The organism is Bradyrhizobium sp., assembly GCF_047605465.1.
Classification (GTDB): domain Bacteria; phylum Pseudomonadota; class Alphaproteobacteria; order Rhizobiales; family Xanthobacteraceae; genus Bradyrhizobium.
The window spans coordinates 1-16,761 of sequence record NZ_JASGFS010000094.1 but is presented as its reverse complement, the minus strand read 5'-3'; the positions used below and the strand labels follow the sequence as shown (position 1 = coordinate 16,761).

Here is a 16,761-nt window from a genome sequence, read left to right as displayed (position 1 = left end):
CGCCTTGAAGAACTACGGCCTGCCGCATTCGCTGCGTATGACCATCGGCACCGAGGAGGCCAACCGCCTCGTCATCGAGGCCTTGCGCGACTTCATGGCCGGCAAATGAGCGCGGCACCGCACTTCCGGCGCGTCGCCCTGATCGGCTTCGGCCTGATCGGCGGCTCGATCGCGCGCGCTGCGAAGCTCCAGGGCCTGGCCGGCGAGATCGTCACCACCGCGCGCTCGGAGAAAACCCGCGCGCGGGTGATGGAGCTCGGCATCGTCGACCAGGTCGTGGCGACCAATGCGGAGGCCGTGAAGGACGCCGATCTCGTCATCCTCTGCATTCCCGTCGGCGCCTGCGGCCCGGTGGCGCAGGAGATCGCCGCGCATCTGAAACCCGGCGCGGTCATCTCCGACGTCGGCTCGGTCAAGGGCGCGATCGTCAAGGACATGGCGCCGCACCTGCCGAAGAACGTTCATTTCGTGCCGGCGCATCCCGTGGCGGGCACCGAGCATTCGGGACCCGATTCCGGCTTTGCCGAGCTCTTCATCAACCGCTGGTGCATTCTGACGCCGCCGGAGGGCACCGACACCGCGGCCGTCGAGCACCTGCGCGCGTTCTGGGCCGCCATGGGCGCCAAGGTCGAGGTCATGACGCCGGATCATCATGATCTCGTGCTCGCGATCACCAGCCATCTGCCGCATCTGATCGCCTACACCATCGTCGGCACCGCCGACGAGCTGGCGCAGGTGACGGAATCCGAGGTGATCAAATTCTCCGCCGGCGGCTTCCGCGATTTCACTCGCATCGCGGCGTCCGATCCGACGATGTGGCGCGACGTGTTCCTCGCCAACAAGGAAGCGGTGCTGGAGATGCTCGGCACCTTCACCGAGGATCTCGCGAAGCTCACCCGGGCGATCCGGCGCGGCGACGGCGAAGCCTTGTTCGACCACTTCACGCGCACCCGCGCCATCCGCCGCGGCATCGTCGAGATCGGCCAGGATTCGGCGGCGGCGGATTTCGGCCGGCCGCATGCGGCGCTGAAGAAGCCGTAAGCTGCGGAAGCGTCGACGCCGATCCCTCTGCTGAGGAGCCGCGGAGCGGCTGCTCAGGATGAAGCGAAACAGGATTATTCGCGGGACAATCAGTACAGCGGCGGGATCTGGCCGACCTTGATCGGGCCGAGCATCACGGCGCCGTCGGCGAACTTCAGCGGAAAACTTCGGGCCTTGCGGCCTTCGAGCGTGCTCTCGGTGCCGATCGAGTTGATGCCGGCGGCAACGCCGGCATTGGCGTTCTGCTTGATGACCTTGCCGAGCCCGGGCACGGCGCGGTCGAGGGCGCCGAACAGATTGTTGAGGTCCTGCGACTTCACGCCGGGCGCGACGCGATCGAGCGTCGATTGCGGTACGCCCTCCTCCAGCATCTTCTCGATGCCGAGCGCCGGGATCACCCGCTCGAGACCCGTCACCGTCATCTGCAATTCGCCGTCCAGCCGGCCATTGACCGAAAGCCCGAGCGTGCCGGCCGCGACCGCGATCATCTCGCCCTGCTGGATCCGCGACTGCACGATCTCGATGTGGCCGCCGGCGGCCTGGATCTCGCGGAAGCGCTGCGGCCAGGGTTTCGGCGTGAGATCGGAGAGCCCGGTGATCTTGGTGCGGACGTCGGCCTCGAACGGTTCTGCGAGCAGCGGATGGACGCCCTGAATGCTGCCCTGCGCGATCTGGAAGACGGTTTCGATGACGGGATGATCGGCCGGCGCTTCATCGGCGAGGCGCGCGTGGAGCTCGACCTGCTTGGCCCGCGCGAGCGGCACCTGCACGCTGCCGTCGAGCCGGTTGATGCTGGGATCGTCGAACACGATGGAGGCGCGCTGCGGCACGGCGGGCAGGCCGACGACGCTGCTGCGGCCCTTGCTCCAGTTCACCACGAAGGAGTTCTGCGTGACGCCGTCGGTCAACGTCGCCGGCGCGGAGAATTCGGCGATGACGAGCTTGGGATCGTAGACCTGGGCGACGACGAGGATGTTGTCGAGCTTGGCCGTGAACGGCGTCTTGCTCGCGTTCTGCGCGACCAGGGCGACGCTGGCGCCGGAGCACTGGAGCTCGAAGCGGAACGGGAAGCCCGCGATCGAGCGCTTGGCGCAATCATAGATGCGGCCGGATTTGGCCTCCTGCGCGCGCCAGGCGTCGGCCGTCACCTCGGCCTGCGAGGCGGCATAGAACCAGAAGCCGCTCCAGGCGACGGCGAGGATCAGGAGGATGATTGGCGCGATGAACAGGCCCCAACGGGACCGGCGGCCGGTGGCGATGGTCATATCGGACATGCGGCGACCCTTTGACCCCAGATTTTGTCAAATGTAAGCGGGCTCCGGCTGCGACAAAAGGCGGAGAATTCTCTTCGCTCCGGGGGCCGGTTCTGGTAGCCGTGCCCGAAATGTCGGAAATCACCCTCCCCACCGTGACCACCGCCAAGGGCGACCTTTGGGTGTTCGGCTACGGATCGCTGATCTGGCGGCCGGGCTTCGAATTTGAGGAGCGCGTCCCGGCACGGCTGGTCGGCGAGCATCGCGCGCTCTGCGTCTATTCCTTCGTGCACCGCGGCACGCCGGAAAAGCCGGGGCTGGTGCTGGGCCTCGATCGCGGCGGGGCCTGCCGCGGCGTCGCCTTCCGTGTCGCCGAGAACAAGCGCGCCGACGTGGTCGGCTATCTGCGCGCGCGCGAGCAGGTGACGTCGGTCTATCGCGAGGTGATGCGTTCGGTGTGGCTGGAGAACGATCCGCGCCAGCGCGTATCCGCGCTCGCCTATGTCGTCGACCGCGGCCATGTGCAATATGCCGGCCGCCTGTCGCTCGCCGACCAGCACCGCCACGTGATCCAGGGTCACGGCCAGTCCGGCGCCAACCGCGACTATGTGACGGCGACCGTGAAGGCGATCGAGGCCGAAGGCTTCCGCGACGCGCCGCTGCATCAGCTCGCGACGATGCTGCATGGTGATGCGCATTCGCTGCACGCGCCGCCCCCGAACCAAGACCGCGACAAGCGCTAGCCGCCGGCCGGCGTGTAGCTCGGCGCCGTCCCGATCAATTGCTCCTGCTCCTTGCGGCCCGCCTCGACGATGCGGGACGTCGCGTCCTCGATCGCGGTCTGCACGCGCGAGAGGAATTCGTCCTTGGGCAGGCCGGGCGGCAGCGGATCGAGGAATTCCACTACCAGCGTGCCGGGATAGCGCATGAAGGTACGGCGCGGCCAGAACAGGCCGGAATTGAGCGCGATCGGCAGGCACTGCACACCGCAGGACGAATAGATCTGCGCAAAGCCGGTCTTGTAGTCCGGCGGCGCGCCCGGCGCCCGGCGCGTGCCTTCCGGAAAGATCACGAGCTGGCCGCCGCCGCGCACTGCCTCGCGCGCCCGCCGCGTCATGTCCAGCAGCGCCTTCACGCCGGCATTGCGGTCGATCGCGATCATTCCGGTCTTGGCCAGGAACTGACCGAAGACCGGAATCTGCATGAGCTGGCGCTTGAGGATGAAGATCGGGCGCTCGAAGAAGCCCGGCAGCACGAATGTCTCCCAGAACGACTGGTGCTTCGCAACGATCACCAACGGTCCCTGCGGGATCTTCTCGGTGCCCCGGAATTCCACCTTGATGTTGCAGACCACGCGCATCAGGAACAGCGTCGCCTTTGCCCACCATTGCGCGACCGTCAGCATCGCACGCGGCGGCAACGCGAAGGTCGGCAGCGCCACGATCGCGAGGCACACCAGCACGGTGTAGAACAGCACGTTGAACAGCAGCGAACGCAGGAAGAGCAAGAACATCGGCGATCCTAATTGGCCTGTGCCGTGGCGGGCCGTTTCGACTGCAGGCCGGCAGGCTGCTCCGACACTTCGGGCGAAAGGTCAATCCCAAAGTCCTCGAGCCGTACCCTGAGCTCGGCGGCGATGTATTTGACATATTCCGACAGCAGCAGCCGCAGCGTCGAGGCCGAGGTCCACCACGGCTCCTCGCGCCATTTGTCGCCGACCACCGCGAACGGGATCAGCCTCGTCTCGGGCATCGCATGCGAGAATTCCACCAGCGCGCGCGGCATGTGATAGTTCGAGGTGACGACGATCAGCGACTTGAAACCGCGCTCCTGGATCCAGCGACGCGCCTCCGCCGCATTGCCGCGGGTCGAGACCGCGGTGCGGTCGAGATCGACGCAGCAATGCATGAAGGACTGGTTCTCCGGAAGCGTCCGCGAAATGTCGTTCGCCGTCGAGGTCGGGTGCACGCCCGAGATCAGCAGCCTCTTGCCGTAACCCGCCGCCAGGAGCTCCATGGCGTCCGACACCCGCGAGGAGCCGCCGGTCAGGACCACGATGCCGTCGGCCTTACGATCGGGCGCCGTCTCGGCGCCGCGCAGTTGCGTCAGGAAGACGACGAATCCCGCCGCCGCGCCGACGAAGGCGAGCGCGATGGCCGACACCACGGCCGCGCGCAGCCAGCCGCGCGTCGGGTTCGGCGATTGATCGTCGGTAGGCGAGGTCATGCGATGTCGGTGATCCCTTCCCTGGATGATTTTATGACGTTTCGGGGCGAAGTGGAGTCCGGTTTACCGGGTCACTCGACGTCGTTCAACGTCGCGAACAGTGTCTGGCGCGAGGCGACCGCGGTGATCGCGCCGATCAGCACGGCCTGCACCGCCAGCACGATATAGCCGGAAGGCCGCAGCGAGAACGTTCCGAGCAGAGCCGCGAACTGGTCGCCCACCGGGGTGCCGGAAAACCAGCCCGCGATCGACTCGGAGAAGCCGAACACCAGCATGGCGACACCGCCGCCGATCACGCCGCCCTCGAGGCCCAACCTGAGAAAGTGCCTCAGGAAACGGTTGGCGATGTAGCGGTCGCCGGCGCCGACGAAATGCAGGACCTCGACGATCGGGCGGTTCGCGGCCATGGCGCCGCGGGTCGCGAACGAGACCGAGATGATGGTTGCGACGATGACGAGCGCGAGAATGCCGAGGCCCGCGAGCACCGTGGCGTTCGTCATCGAGCGCATGCGCTCGATCCAGGCGCGGTGGTCGTCGACACTGGCGCTCGGTGCCACCTGCGTCACACGGGCGCGCAACGCGCCGAGATCGATCTGCGTGCCCGGCTGCACGCGCGCGATGATCATGCGCGGCACCGGCAGGTCGTCCATCGACAGCCCGGTGCCGAGCCAGGGCTCGAGCAATTTGCCGGACTCGTCCTTGCTGAACGGCCTGACCTCGACGATGTCGGACTGCGCGCGCATCGCCTCGGTCACCGCCGCGGTGTCGCGCTCGAGATCGCGGCCGGCCTGCGGGCGGACCTGGATGGTGATTTCGCTCGCGACATCCGACTGCCATTCCGCGGCCGAGGCGCTGACCAGCAGCACCGTGCCGGTCGTCATCGAGGCGAGGAAGGTCATGATGGCGACGACGGCGACCAGCGCGCGGCCGTGGATCGAGGCGCGCGGCACGATCGGCGACATGTTGCGCGCCCTCGCGGGCACCTGCGGGCGCTCCTGCCCGAGGTCGATCAGCACGCCGCGTTCGTCGGTCCTACTCATAGACATGCAGCCGTCCCTGATGCAGCACCAGCCGCCGTGCCTCGTACTGGTCCATCAGGGCGATATCGTGGGTTGCGATGATGACGGCGGTGCCGGACTTGTTGAGCTCGATGAAGAGCCGCAGCAGCCGCCGCCCGAGCGTCGGGTCGACGCTGCCGGTCGGCTCGTCGGCGAGCAGGAGCTGCGGCCGCGAAATCACGGCGCGCGCGATCGCCGCGCGCTGCTTCTCGCCGCCGGACAGGATCGGCGGCAGCGCGTCCATGCGTTCGCCGAGCCCGACCCAGCGCAGGAGGTCGATGACCTCCTTGCGATAGCTCGACTCGCTGCGGCCCATGACGCGGAACGGAAGCGCGACGTTCTCGTAGGTGGTCATGTGGTCGAGCAGGCGAAAATCCTGGAGCACGATCCCGATGCGCTTGCGCAGGTCCGCGATGTCGTCCTTGCCGAGTTGCGAGACGTCATGGCCGAACAGGTTGACCAGGCCGCGCGTCGGCCGATGCGACAGGAACAGCAGGCGCAGCAGCGAAGTCTTGCCGGCGCCGGAGGGACCGGTGAGGAATTGGAAGGAGTGCGCCGGAATCTGGAAAGTCAGGTCGCGCAAAATCTCCGGCCCCAGGCCGTAGCGCAATCCGACATTTTCGAACCGAACCAAGCTCAGCTCCGTTCGAGAGGGGGCGACAACCGCGACGCGACGCTCCGCCACACGCGATCATGGGGTTGTGCGGCCGTTATGGTTTCCGGTTCGTTAACGGTCGACCTGTAGCATCCTGGGCGCCCGGTTCCGCGCAGCCGGGGCACGTCCAAGGTCACGTCCAAGACTCGTCCATGCATCAAGGCTCGTCCATGCATATCGTCTGCCCCCATTGTACGACATCCTACGCCATCAAGCTCGCGAGCCTGGGGACGAACGGGCGCACGGTCCGCTGCTCGCGCTGCAAGGAAACCTGGGTGGCCCGGCCCGAGGATGCCATCGAGGAAGCTCCGGTCCCGGCCATGGCCGCGGCCAGCGAGGCCAGCGATCAGTCCGATCTCGCCGAACAATGGAACTCCTACGCCAAGGACGACGGCGTGGCCGATACGCCGGTGGTCGAGAGCCCTTCTATCGCCAGCGACTGGCCGGTCGAGGAGCCCGAAGAGACGTGGTCGGCGGCCGCCCAGCCAGCCGAGGACGGCGCCGGCATGCAGCATCAGTCCTGGTTCCGCGGCCTGTTCCGCCGCCGCATGGCGCTGCTGAGCGCCACGCCGGCGACCACGGCACCGCGAAAATCCTATTTCGGCCTGCCGACTGCCTGCGCCGCCATGGGCGCGCTGGTGCTGGCGCTGGTGATCTGGCGCGGCGACATGGTGCGGCTGCTGCCGCAGACGGCGGCCTTCTACAGGATGGTCGGGTTCGACGTGAACCTGCGGGGCCTCACCTTCAAGGACGTCAAGCTGTCGAGCGAGACCGTGGACGGCAAGCAGGTCCTGGTGATCGAGGGCGTGATCGTCGGCGAAGGCAAGAAGCCGCTCGACATCCCGCGGCTGCGCTTCGCCGTCCGCGATGCGCAGGGCGCCGAAATCTATGCCTGGAACACCGTGCTGGAACAGACCGTGCTGCGCCCCGGCGAGCGGGCCTTCTTCCGCTCGCGCCTGGCCTCGCCGCCGCCGGAAGGCCGCAATATCGACGTTCGCTTCTTCAACCGGCGCGACATCGCCGGCGGCAGCGTGTAACCAGGCCCTCCGGGTCCCGCACGGGAGGTTGGCCCCTTGCCGAAAATCCTGATCGCCGACGACGAGGATTCGATGCGCCAGCTCGTGGCGCGCGCCATCGCCATGGACGGCCACGAGACCGTCACCGCCCAGGACGGCGCCGAGGCGCTGGAGATCCTGACCCGCGAGGACGGCGCATTCGATCTGCTCCTCACCGACATCCAGATGCCGGTGATGGACGGCATCGCGCTGGCGCTGTCCGCCGCGCGCGACTTCCCGAACCTGACCATCCTGCTGATGACCGGCTTTGCCGAGCAGCGCGAGCGCGCCTCGAATCTGAACGCGCTGGTCCATGACGTCGTGACCAAGCCGTTCTCGGTCGCCGACATCCGCACCGCGGTCGCGGATGCGCTGGCGGCGAAGAAGGTGTAGCGGCGGCACCTCTGTCGCTGCGACCCGGCGTTCGGCCAACACCGGCAGTGTCGTCCTGGCGAAAGCCAGGACCCATACCGCGAGGTCTATCGGTCAAAAAAAGCTGGCGGTCCGGTCAACGGATCCTCGCCAGACGACTCCCTTGGGTAACGTCTCGCTTGGGTAATGGGTCCCGGCCTGCGCCGGGACGACACGGTATGTGCTGCGCGCGATCGCCGACGCGCGGGCGTCTCAGAAATCCTTCAGCAGCCGCTCGATATAGTCGAGCTCGATCTGCGGGCGCGTGGTGTCGCCGAGGCGGCGGCGGAGTTCCTCGAGGATGCGGCGGACGCGCTGGGTGTCGATCTCGCCGGGGATCTTGACGGTGTAGTCGTCGCCGAATTCGCGGCCGTGCAGCGGACGGCCGAGCGGATCGGTCTGATTGCCGCCGCTCTGCTGGCGGCCGGCACGCTGGCCGGGACCGTCGCCCTGACCCTCGCCCTCACCCTGCTGCATCGCCTCGGCCATCTGCTGCGCGCCCTTGCGAAGCGCGTCGAGCGCCTTGCCCTGCGAGTCGACGGCACCGTCGGCATTGCCGTCGCCGAGCTTCGAGCCGGCGTCTCCCATGGCGCCGTCGGCGGCGTCCAGCCCGCCATCATCGTCGCCCTGGTCAGCGTCCTGATCGCCGTTCTGCCCGGGCTGACCCTGGTCGCCCTGCTGACCCTGCTGACCCTGCTGACCTTTTTGTCCCTGCTGGCCTTTCTGGCCCTTCTGCGCGAGGCCGCGCTTGGCGAGATCGTCCTGGAGTTTCTTCAGGCGATCGCGCAGCGCCTGCTGGTCCTGCTGCAGGTCGGACATCGACTGGTCGCCCTGCTGCTTGCCGCGCATGCGGTCCCGCCGCGAATCCTGGCCCTGCTTGAAGGTCTTGTCGCGCAACTGCTGCTGCTTGCGGATCATGTCGCCGAGCTCGTTGAGCGCCTGCTCCATGTCGCTCTCGCCGGACTGCCCCGGCTGCGCCATCTGAAGCCCCTCCAGCATCTGCTGGAGCTGGTCGAGCAGCTGCTTGGCCGCATCCTTGTCACCGGAGCGCGACAGGCGCTCCATGCGATCGATCATGTTGTTGAGGTCCTGCTGGCGCAGGACCTTGGTGTTGGGATCGAGCGGGCGGGCCAGCTGCTGCGCGCTGTTGTTGTTGCGCAGCTGCTCGGCGAGCTGGCGCATGAAATTGTCCAGCGCCTGGCGCAGGTCCTGGGTGAGCTTCTTGATTTCCTCGTCGCTGGCGCCGCGGTCCAGCGCCTGCTTGAGCGCGTCCTGCGCCGCCCGCAACGCCTTCTCGACGTCGGAGATGTTGCCGTCTTCGATCGTCACCGCGAGCGCCCACAGGCTGGCCACGACCTCGCGCAAGGCATCGTCCGTGCGCGCCGCCTCGAGCTGCCGCGCGACGCTGTGGAGACCGAGATATTGTCCGGTCTCCGGTGTGAACAATTCAGGCGCGATCATCAGCGCGTCGAGCGCCGTGTAGACGTCGGAATTCCTGTTGGCATCGAGCGCGAGGATACGGCGCTGCTCGATCAGCGCGCGCGCCAGCGGCTTGGTGAAGAGACGCTCGGGCAAGCGCATGTTGAACGGCTCGCTCTTCGCCTCGTTGCCGGCCTCGTCCTTGGCGGAGAGCGTCAGCGTGACGTCGGCGCCGGCATAGGGATCCTCGCTGAGATCCTTCACGGTCTGGCCGACGCCGTTGCGGGTGCGCGCATTCGGCAGCACGAGCGGGAATTGGGGTGGCGGGAACAACGGCCGTGCGGCGGCCTTGGCGTCGCCGCCGGCGTCCTTGGCATCGGTCGGACGCGGAACGAACTGCGCCTCGGCACCGGTGACGCCGTAATCGTCCTCGATCTTGTAGACGAGCTGCAGCGCGCCGCGCGCCTGTCGCTCCGGATCCTTGGCGAGCGCGATGGTCGGCGGGCGATCCGGCGTCGCCGCAAAGGTCCATTGCGGCTGGCCCGAGGGAGCCCGGACATGCGCGGTGCCGTCGGCGGCGATGGTGAAGTGCTTCTCGTTGGTGCCCTTGGGCGCGGCCTCGGTGGGCGCGACCTCCTTGAGGCCGCCGGAGACGGCGACATCGAGGCTGCCGCCGGAGGAGCGCACGATCAGGGTCGAGCCGGCGGGCACGGCGAGCGGGCCGCTGGACGGCAGCGCCGCGGCCTCCTTGTTGGCGGCCGACAGGATGACCGGCGGCTTGCCGGTATAGAGCGGGGGCGTGACCCAGGCGTCGACGCGGATATTGGCCGGCGCCAGCACGCCGTTCCAGTCGAAGGCGGCGCCGAGCCGCATCGCGCGCTCGTCGCCGGCGGCGAAGAAGGTCGCGACCAGCATCACCATCACGAGCGCACGCAGCGCCCAGGGATCGTGCAGGACGAGCCGCGGGTGCGGCAAACCAGCGCGGATGCGCTTGAGCGAGGCCAGCGTGCGCTCGCGCTGGGCCCGCCACAGCGCCTGCGCGACCGGGTCCTGCGAGGTCAGCGTGTCCGTCAGCGTGGTGGCAGGGCGATGCCGGATGCCCGAGCCGCGATCCAGCCTGCCGAGCGCCTCCTCACGACTGGGCCAGCGGAAGCGAATCAAAGGGAACAGGGCGGCGAGCGCGAGCGCCGCGAACAGGACGAGGCCGATGGCACGGGCGATGAAGGGGAGCGCCAGCCAGAGACCGGCCCAGGACACCACCAGGAACAGGCCCGCAACCGTCAACAGCCGCGCCAGATGCGGCCAGGCGCGCTCCCATGCGATAGCGTAAGTGGCCCGCTTGAGGGCCTCCGTCAGTTTCAGCCGCGACAGAGCCTCACCATCACGGATCGGGTCTGACGGGTCGGGGGTGACGCCGTTCAAGCAGCTCTCCAGGTTGCCCGGTGAAGTGGAGCCTACCACAACGGCAGCACTGAGGCATCCGTCCCGGGACGGTAGACACCCACTTTTGCGCATGACACGAGGACGTGACTGCCCGGCGCCAACCCCGTAATTTCCGCGACGCCATCCAAGGAAATAAAGGAAACGCCATGGACAAGAAGATGCATGACAAGGGCCTGGAGGTCCGCAAGGCGGTGCTCGGGGAGGCCTATGTCAACAACGCCCTGAAGAACGTCGACGACTTCAACCGTCCGTTCCAGGAGATGCTCAACGAATATTGCTGGGGCACGGTGTGGGGCCGCGAGGAGCTGCCGCGCAAGACCCGCAGCATGCTCAACATCGCGATGATCGCGATCCTCAACCGCCAGCACGAATTCCGTGCGCACCTCAAGGGCGCGCTGACCAACGGCGTCACCCGCGACGAAATCCGCGAGATCCTGATGCAGGTCGCGATCTATGGCGGCATGCCGGCCGCCGTCGACAGCTTTCGCATCGCGCGCGAGGTGTTCGCGGAGATCGACGGGAAGGCGTGAGGGAGCGCCAATCTCCGCCATTGTCCGGGACAAGCGCGCTCGTCCCGGACGATGACGGGCACGGAACGAGCGACTTTCGCAACAACGAAGAAGAAACAGGGAAACACCATGGACATCGGATTCATCGGCCTCGGAAACATGGGTTTCCCGATGGCGCGGCGGTTGATCGAGGCCGGCAACCGGCTCGTCGTGTTCGACACACGCAAGGAGGTCGTGGACAAGCTCGTCGCGCGCGGCGCGACGGCGGCGACCTCGCCGAAGGACATCGCCGACCAGGTCGAGACCGTGATGGCGAGCCTGCCCTCGCTGCAGGCTTCGCTCGACGTCGCGACCGGAGCGAACGGCGTGATCGAGGGCAAGCGCGCCAGGCGCTTCATCGATCTGTCCACCGTCGGCTCGACGATGGCTTCGACAATTCACGGCCTGCTCGCCAAGCGCGACATCGTGCAGATCGACAGCCCGGTGTCCGGCGGCGTCGGCGGCGCCGAGAAGGGCACGCTGGCGGTGATGGTGTCGGGGCCCAGGGCCGAGTTCGAGCTTCTGAAGCCGGCGCTCGACGTGATCGGGAAGGTGTTCTTCATCGGCGAGAAGCCCGGCGCTGCCCAGACCATGAAACTCGCCAATAATTTCCTGTCGGCGACCGCGATCGTCGCGACGTCGGAAGCGGTGGTGATGGGCGTGAAGGCCGGGCTCGACCCCGCCGTGATGATCGACGTCATCAATGCCGGCTCGGGCATGAACACGGCGAGCCGCGACAAGTTTCCGCGCTCGGTGCTGCCGCGCAGCTTCGATTTCGGTTTCGCCACGGGACTGATGGTGAAGGACGTCCGGCTCGCGCTCGAGGAGATGAAGCAGCTCGGCCTGTCGATGGACGTCGCCGACGCCGTCGGTCGGCTGTGGGAGACGGTGATCAGCGCGGAGGGCGCCGATTCCGATTTCACCGCGGCGATCAAGCCGATCGAGAAGAAGGCTGGGGTCGTGGTCGGCGGGAAGACGGGCGGATTGGCAGGAAAATAGCCATCCCGCCCCCTCGTCACGGGGGGCGCGAAGCGCGTGCCCCGTGAGCACAGCTAGCGATCACGTCGCTCCGCTCGAGGCTTCAGAGCCAGGGCGCCGGCGTGTCCATCGCGATGAGCTGCTCGACCTCGATGCGCGGGCGCACCACGGCGTACTGGTCGCCCTTCACCAGCACCTCGGGCACCAGCGGCCGCGTGTTGTAGGTGCCGGCCTGCACCGCGCCATAGGCGCCCGCGGTCATGATGGCGAGGAGATCGCCGGGCTTCGGCGTCGGCAGCGTGCGATCGAGCGCGAGATAGTCGCCGGTCTCGCAGACCGGACCGACGACGTCGGCCACGATCGTGGCGGAATCCCTGGCCGGCTGCGTCACCGGCAGGATGTCGTGGTGGGCCTCGTACAGCGTCGGGCGAATGAGGTCGTTCATCGCGGCGTCGATGATCACGAAATTCTTGCCGTCGCCGTGCTTCACATAGGTGACCTTGGCGACGAGGATGCCGGCATTGCCGACGATCATGCGGCCCGGTTCGAACATCAGCGTGCAGCCGAGATTGTGGCTGACGCGCTTGACCATCGCGGCATAGGCGTCGGGCGCCGGTGGCGCCTCGCGATCCATGTAATAGGGAATGCCGAGGCCGCCGCCGAAATCGACATGCGAGATGTTGTGGCCATCGGCCCGCAGCGTCTGCACGAATTCGGAGAGAATGCGGAACGCGGTCTCCATCTTGGAGAGATCGGTGATCTGGCTGCCGATATGGACATCGGTGCCCGTCACCTCGATGCCCGGCAGCTTCGCGGCGCGGGCATAGACCTCGCGGGCATGGACGATCGGAATGCCGAACTTGTTCTCGGACTTGCCGGTGGAGATCTTGGCGTGCGTGCCGGCATCGACGTCGGGATTGACGCGCACCGAGATGCGCGCGGTCTTGCCCATCTCGGTCGCAAGGCGCGAGAGCAATTCCAGCTCGGGCTCGGATTCGACGTTGAGACAGAGGATGTCGGCGGCCAGGGCGGCGCGCAGCTCGGTCTCGGTCTTGCCGACACCGGAGAACACGATCTTGCTGCTGGGGATGCCGGCGGCCAGCGCGCGCTTCAATTCGCCGCCGGACACGACGTCGGCCCCCGCGCCGAGCTTGGCGAGCGTGCGCAGAACCGACTGGTTGGAGTTCGCCTTCATGGCGTAGCACACCAGCACCTTCTCGCCGGCGAAGGCATCGGCGAAGACGCGGTAGTGCCGCTCCAGCGTCGCGGTCGAATAGCAATAGAACGGCGTGCCGACGGTTGCGGCCAGCTCGGACAGGTTCACCGCCTCGGCGTGCAGCACGCCGTTGCGATAGTCAAAATGGTTCATGGCGTTGGCTCAGCTCTCCCAGCCTAACGGCTGGGCTTTTCGTCCAGGAGCGGGTCGAGGATAAACGATCGTTTCTTGCCCTTCGACGCGGCGGGTCCTGCATCCGCACCATAGGTGGGGTTGAACACGCTCGGCGTCCTCTGGGCTTCGGTCTCGGTGTCGGTCGGCGCCGCCACATTGGCCGTGGACGCGCCGGATGCGGTCGGCGGCAAATCCAGCGGGCCCTTGCGGCCGCAGCCGGCAAGCGCGAGCGCCGTCAGGCTAAGGACAAGGATGGCCCACCCCGAGCCGGCCGGGCGAAACTTTGACGTCACAACGAAATCCCCACTACGCGGGGCGCACCATACAGAGATTGGCGCGCTCTGGCGAGAGCCGGATGACCATGAAACATAAGCGAAATTTTGCCCTCAGCCCGATTTTCGCTCTTTTTCCAGCCGCTTCGCCCAGGCCTTGGCCTGCGACGTCACGTTCTTCGGCGCCGTGCCGCCGAAACTGGTGCGGCTCTTCACGGACGATTCGACCGAGAGCACGCCGAGCACATCCTTGGTGATCCGGGGCTCGATCGCCTGCATCTGCTGCAGCGGCAGCTCATGCAGCGCCACGCCGTCCTCGGCGGCCTTGGCCACGATGCGGCCGGTGACGTGGTGCGCCTCGCGGAACGGCATCTTCAGGGTCCGCACCAGCCAGTCGGCCAGATCGGTCGCGGTGGCATAGCCCTCTCCCGCCGCCGCCTTCATCTTGGCTTCGTCCGGAACGAGGTCCCGAACCATGCCGGTCATGGCGCGGATCGCCAGCGACAGGGCGGCAAAGCCCTCCATCGCGCCCTGCTTGTCCTCCTGCATGTCCTTTTGATAGGCGAGCGGCAGGCCCTTCATCACGATGAGGAGACCGTTGAGCGCGCCGATGACGCGACCGGTCTTGGCGCGCACGAGCTCCGCGGCGTCCGGATTGCGCTTCTGCGGCATGATCGAGGAGCCGGTGGTGAACTTGTCGCTGAGCCGGATCAGGCCGACCAGCGGCGAGGTCCAGATCACGATCTCCTCCGCGAAGCGCGACATGTGCACGGCGCAGATCGAGGCCGCCGACAGCGTCTCCAGCACGAAGTCGCGGTCGGAGACCGCATCGAGCGAATTCGCCATCGGGCGATCGAAGCCGAGCGCCTTCGCGGTGGCGTGGCGGTCGATCGGGAACGAGGTGCCGGCGAGCGCGGCGGCGCCGAGCGGCGATTCATTGAGCCGCTTGCGCGCATCCTGAAAACGGCCGCGGTCGCGCGCCGCCATCTCGACATAGGCGAGCAAATGGTGGCCGAACGTCACGGGCTGCGCGGTCTGCAGATGCGTGAAACCGGGCATCACGGTTCCGGCATGTTCGAGCGCGCGCTCGACCAGCGCGTGCTGGAACGCGGCGAGCGCGGCGTCGGTCTCGTCGAGGACATCGCGGACGTAGAGACGGAAATCGGTCGCGACCTGGTCGTTGCGCGAACGCGCGGTGTGCAGGCGGCCGGCGGCGGGGCCGATCAGCTCGGACAGACGGCTCTCGACATTCATATGGATGTCCTCGAGCGCGCGCTTGAACGTGAAGCCGCCCTGGCCGATCTCTGACAAAATCGTGTCTAGACCCTTGCCGATATTTTTCGCATCAGAGGCCGTGATGATGCCCTGGGCGGCGAGCATCGCGGCGTGCGCCTTGGACGCGGCAATGTCCTGGGCAAAGAGGTGACGGTCGACGTCGATGGAGACGTTGATCTCTTCCATGATCTCATCGGGACGTTCCGAGAACCGGCCACCCCACATCTTGTTGCTCATGATCCCCTGCTCACGCCTTGCCTGTCGCACTGCCTGCGGCCGTATTCATCGCTGCGCGGCCCGGCCGCACGTTTGCTGGCCGCGGCCAGCCGTATTAAGAGGCCCCTGATAGCCATATCTGCGACCGGATGACAAACGATATGCTCGACCCGAAACCCTCCGCCACGCGCCGGATCCCCCTCATCATCGCCACCGTGGCGATCGGAGGGCTGGCCGGCTTCGCCGGGCTGTACGGGCTCGGCCTGAGCCGGGCGCCCGCCGGCGATCCAATCTGCCGGGCGGCGGTGACGACGGCGCAGAAGATCGCCCCGCTCGCCCGCGGCGAGGTCGCGGCGCTGACCATGGCGAGCGCCCCCTTGAAGCTGCCCGATCTGGCCTTCGAGGACGCCGACGGCAAGCCGAAGAAGCTCTCCGATTTCCGCGGCAAGACGCTGCTGGTCAACCTCTGGGCCACCTGGTGCGTACCCTGCCGCAAGGAGATGCCGGCGCTGGATGAACTCCAGGGCAAGCTTGCGGGCCCGAATTTCGATGTCGTGGCGATCAATATCGACACCCGCGATCCCGAAAAGCCCAAGACCTTCCTGAAAGAAGCCAACCTCACCCGGCTCGGCTATTTCAACGACCAGAAAGCCAAGGTTTTTCAGGATCTTAAATCAATCGGCCGTGCGCTGGGCATGCCGACCTCGGTGCTGGTGGACCCGCAGGGATGCGAGATCGCGACGATCGCGGGACCGGCGGAATGGGCGAGCGACGACGCGCTCAAGCTGATCCGGGGCGCATTGAGCCCGGCTGCCGCGTCGTTCTAGGAAGTCAGGCGGTGACGTTGAGATTGCCGCCGACCCCGGGGCCGACATTGGCGAGCGAAGGCTGACCGGCGCCCATCAGCGTCAGGACGGCGGACTTTTCCGCATCCATGTTCTGCTTCGTCAGCGTCGCCGCGATATTCGACTGCAGCGCGCCTTGCTGGGCGGCCAGCATGGTGCTGACCATCGCCATCATGTCCATTACGCAAACCCTCGTACCGCCGGCAGCCTAGGGGCGATGGGTTAACGCGACATGAATTGTCACAAGACAGGCGCCGCAAGTCGGCCCGAGGTGCGACGCACCGTGCCCGCCGTCTCTCCGGTCATGTGATGGAATTTTGATGGGCACGCGCGCGGTTACCCGCCGTGCGGCACCGCCGCCTACCTCGTCGGAACCGGCTTGGCCCCGCGGTAGTCGTAGAAGCCGCGCTGGGTCTTGCGACCGAGCCAGCCTGCCTCGACGTATTTCACCAGCAGCGGGCACGGCCGGTACTTGGAGTCGGCCAGGCCCTCGTGCAGCACCTGCATGATCGACAGGCAGGTATCGAGGCCGATGAAATCGGCGAGCTCGAGCGGGCCCATCGGATGATGAGCGCCGAGCTTCATCGCCGCGTCGATCGCCTCGACATTGCCGACGCCTTCATACAGCGTGTAGATCGCCTCGTTGATCATCGGCAGCAGGATGCGGTTGACGATG

At 67.0% G+C, this 16,761-nt stretch carries 18 protein-coding genes; 7 read left to right on the top strand and 11 right to left on the bottom strand.

The genetic code is table 11. From position 1 onward, the window contains the following. Positions 1-105: 105 nt before the first annotated feature. A complete protein-coding gene (locus QM712_RS34420; protein WP_415027608.1) occupies positions 106-1,041 on the top strand; it encodes a prephenate/arogenate dehydrogenase family protein in 936 nt (311 codons plus the stop codon). Positions 1,042-1,130: 89 nt separating this feature from the next. Here the strand turns inward: QM712_RS34420 and QM712_RS34415 are convergent, their stop codons facing one another. After that, positions 1,131-2,315, bottom strand: coding sequence for a DUF2125 domain-containing protein (locus QM712_RS34415; protein WP_415027607.1), 1,185 nt, complete (start codon positions 2,313-2,315; stop codon positions 1,131-1,133). Between the two features lie 110 nt (positions 2,316-2,425). Here QM712_RS34415 and QM712_RS34410 point away from each other — a divergent pair, with 110 nt between their 5' ends. Next, positions 2,426-3,037: a gamma-glutamylcyclotransferase gene (locus tag QM712_RS34410; RefSeq protein ID WP_415027606.1), complete on the top strand. Its 612-nt coding sequence runs from the start codon at positions 2,426-2,428 to the stop codon at positions 3,035-3,037. Here the strand turns inward: QM712_RS34410 and QM712_RS34405 are convergent. The 4 genes from QM712_RS34405 to ftsE all read right to left on the bottom strand — a co-directional run bounded on the left by QM712_RS34405 (position 3,034) and on the right by ftsE (position 6,212). Then, on the bottom strand, positions 3,034-3,807 hold the full coding sequence (locus tag QM712_RS34405) for a lysophospholipid acyltransferase family protein (protein WP_415027605.1): 774 nt from the start codon (positions 3,805-3,807) through the stop codon (positions 3,034-3,036). The two genes, QM712_RS34410 and QM712_RS34405, sit on opposite strands and share 4 nt — an antisense overlap. 8 nt (positions 3,808-3,815) lie before the next feature. Then, complete coding sequence (locus tag QM712_RS34400) at positions 3,816-4,520, bottom strand: YdcF family protein (RefSeq protein ID WP_415027604.1); 705 nt, start codon at positions 4,518-4,520, stop codon at positions 3,816-3,818. 71 nt (positions 4,521-4,591) lie between these two features. Beyond that, a complete protein-coding gene (locus tag QM712_RS34395) occupies positions 4,592-5,560 on the bottom strand; it encodes a cell division protein FtsX (protein WP_415027610.1) in 969 nt (322 codons plus the stop codon). Then, positions 5,553-6,212 (bottom strand): cell division ATP-binding protein FtsE, encoded by a 660-nt coding sequence (gene ftsE, locus QM712_RS34390; RefSeq protein ID WP_415027603.1) that lies wholly within the window; start codon positions 6,210-6,212, stop codon positions 5,553-5,555. The genes QM712_RS34395 and ftsE overlap by 8 nt, the downstream gene beginning before the upstream one ends. Positions 6,213-6,403: 191 nt before the next feature. Here ftsE and QM712_RS34385 point away from each other — a divergent pair, with 191 nt between their 5' ends. After that, complete coding sequence (locus QM712_RS34385; RefSeq protein ID WP_415027609.1) at positions 6,404-7,270, top strand: MJ0042-type zinc finger domain-containing protein; 867 nt, start codon at positions 6,404-6,406, stop codon at positions 7,268-7,270. A gap of 36 nt (positions 7,271-7,306) precedes the next feature. Next, on the top strand, positions 7,307-7,681 hold the full coding sequence (locus QM712_RS34380; RefSeq protein WP_415027602.1) for a response regulator: 375 nt from the start codon (positions 7,307-7,309) through the stop codon (positions 7,679-7,681). A gap of 231 nt (positions 7,682-7,912) precedes the next feature. On the opposite strand, the gene QM712_RS34375 is transcribed toward QM712_RS34380, so the two are convergent. Next, on the bottom strand, positions 7,913-10,540 hold the full coding sequence (locus tag QM712_RS34375) for a TIGR02302 family protein (protein WP_415027601.1): 2,628 nt from the start codon (positions 10,538-10,540) through the stop codon (positions 7,913-7,915). Positions 10,541-10,707: 167 nt separating this feature from the next. On the opposite strand from QM712_RS34375, the gene QM712_RS34370 reads away from it, so the two are divergent. Continuing rightward, positions 10,708-11,091 (top strand): carboxymuconolactone decarboxylase family protein, encoded by a 384-nt coding sequence (locus QM712_RS34370; RefSeq protein WP_008567285.1) that lies wholly within the window; start codon positions 10,708-10,710, stop codon positions 11,089-11,091. Between the two features lie 108 nt (positions 11,092-11,199). Next, complete coding sequence (locus QM712_RS34365; protein WP_415027600.1) at positions 11,200-12,108, top strand: NAD(P)-dependent oxidoreductase; 909 nt, start codon at positions 11,200-11,202, stop codon at positions 12,106-12,108. Positions 12,109-12,190: 82 nt separating this feature from the next. On the opposite strand, the gene lysA is transcribed toward QM712_RS34365, so the two are convergent. From lysA to argH, 3 genes are all read right to left on the bottom strand, one after another. Beyond that, positions 12,191-13,456, bottom strand: coding sequence for a diaminopimelate decarboxylase (gene lysA, locus QM712_RS34360; protein WP_415027599.1), 1,266 nt, complete (start codon positions 13,454-13,456; stop codon positions 12,191-12,193). A gap of 23 nt (positions 13,457-13,479) precedes the next feature. Further along, entirely contained in the window at positions 13,480-13,770 is a 291-nt protein-coding gene (lptM, locus tag QM712_RS34355; RefSeq protein WP_415027598.1) for an LPS translocon maturation chaperone LptM, read from the bottom strand. 93 nt (positions 13,771-13,863) lie between these two features. Continuing rightward, positions 13,864-15,261, bottom strand: a complete 1,398-nt coding sequence (argH, locus tag QM712_RS34350) for an argininosuccinate lyase (RefSeq protein ID WP_415027597.1) — start codon at positions 15,259-15,261, stop codon at positions 13,864-13,866. A gap of 140 nt (positions 15,262-15,401) precedes the next feature. Between argH and tlpA the strand changes: the two genes are divergently transcribed. Further along, positions 15,402-16,067: a thiol:disulfide interchange protein TlpA gene (tlpA, locus tag QM712_RS34345; protein WP_415027596.1), complete on the top strand. Its 666-nt coding sequence runs from the start codon at positions 15,402-15,404 to the stop codon at positions 16,065-16,067. Between the two features lie 4 nt (positions 16,068-16,071). On the opposite strand, the gene QM712_RS34340 is transcribed toward tlpA, so the two are convergent. Both QM712_RS34340 and QM712_RS34335 read right to left on the bottom strand, forming a co-directional pair. Next, positions 16,072-16,266: a hypothetical protein gene (locus QM712_RS34340; RefSeq protein WP_415027595.1), complete on the bottom strand. Its 195-nt coding sequence runs from the start codon at positions 16,264-16,266 to the stop codon at positions 16,072-16,074. Positions 16,267-16,445: 179 nt separating this feature from the next. Then, the coding region (locus tag QM712_RS34335; protein ID WP_415027594.1) for a 3-hydroxyacyl-CoA dehydrogenase family protein at positions 16,446-16,761 on the bottom strand (316 nt) is incomplete at its 5' end.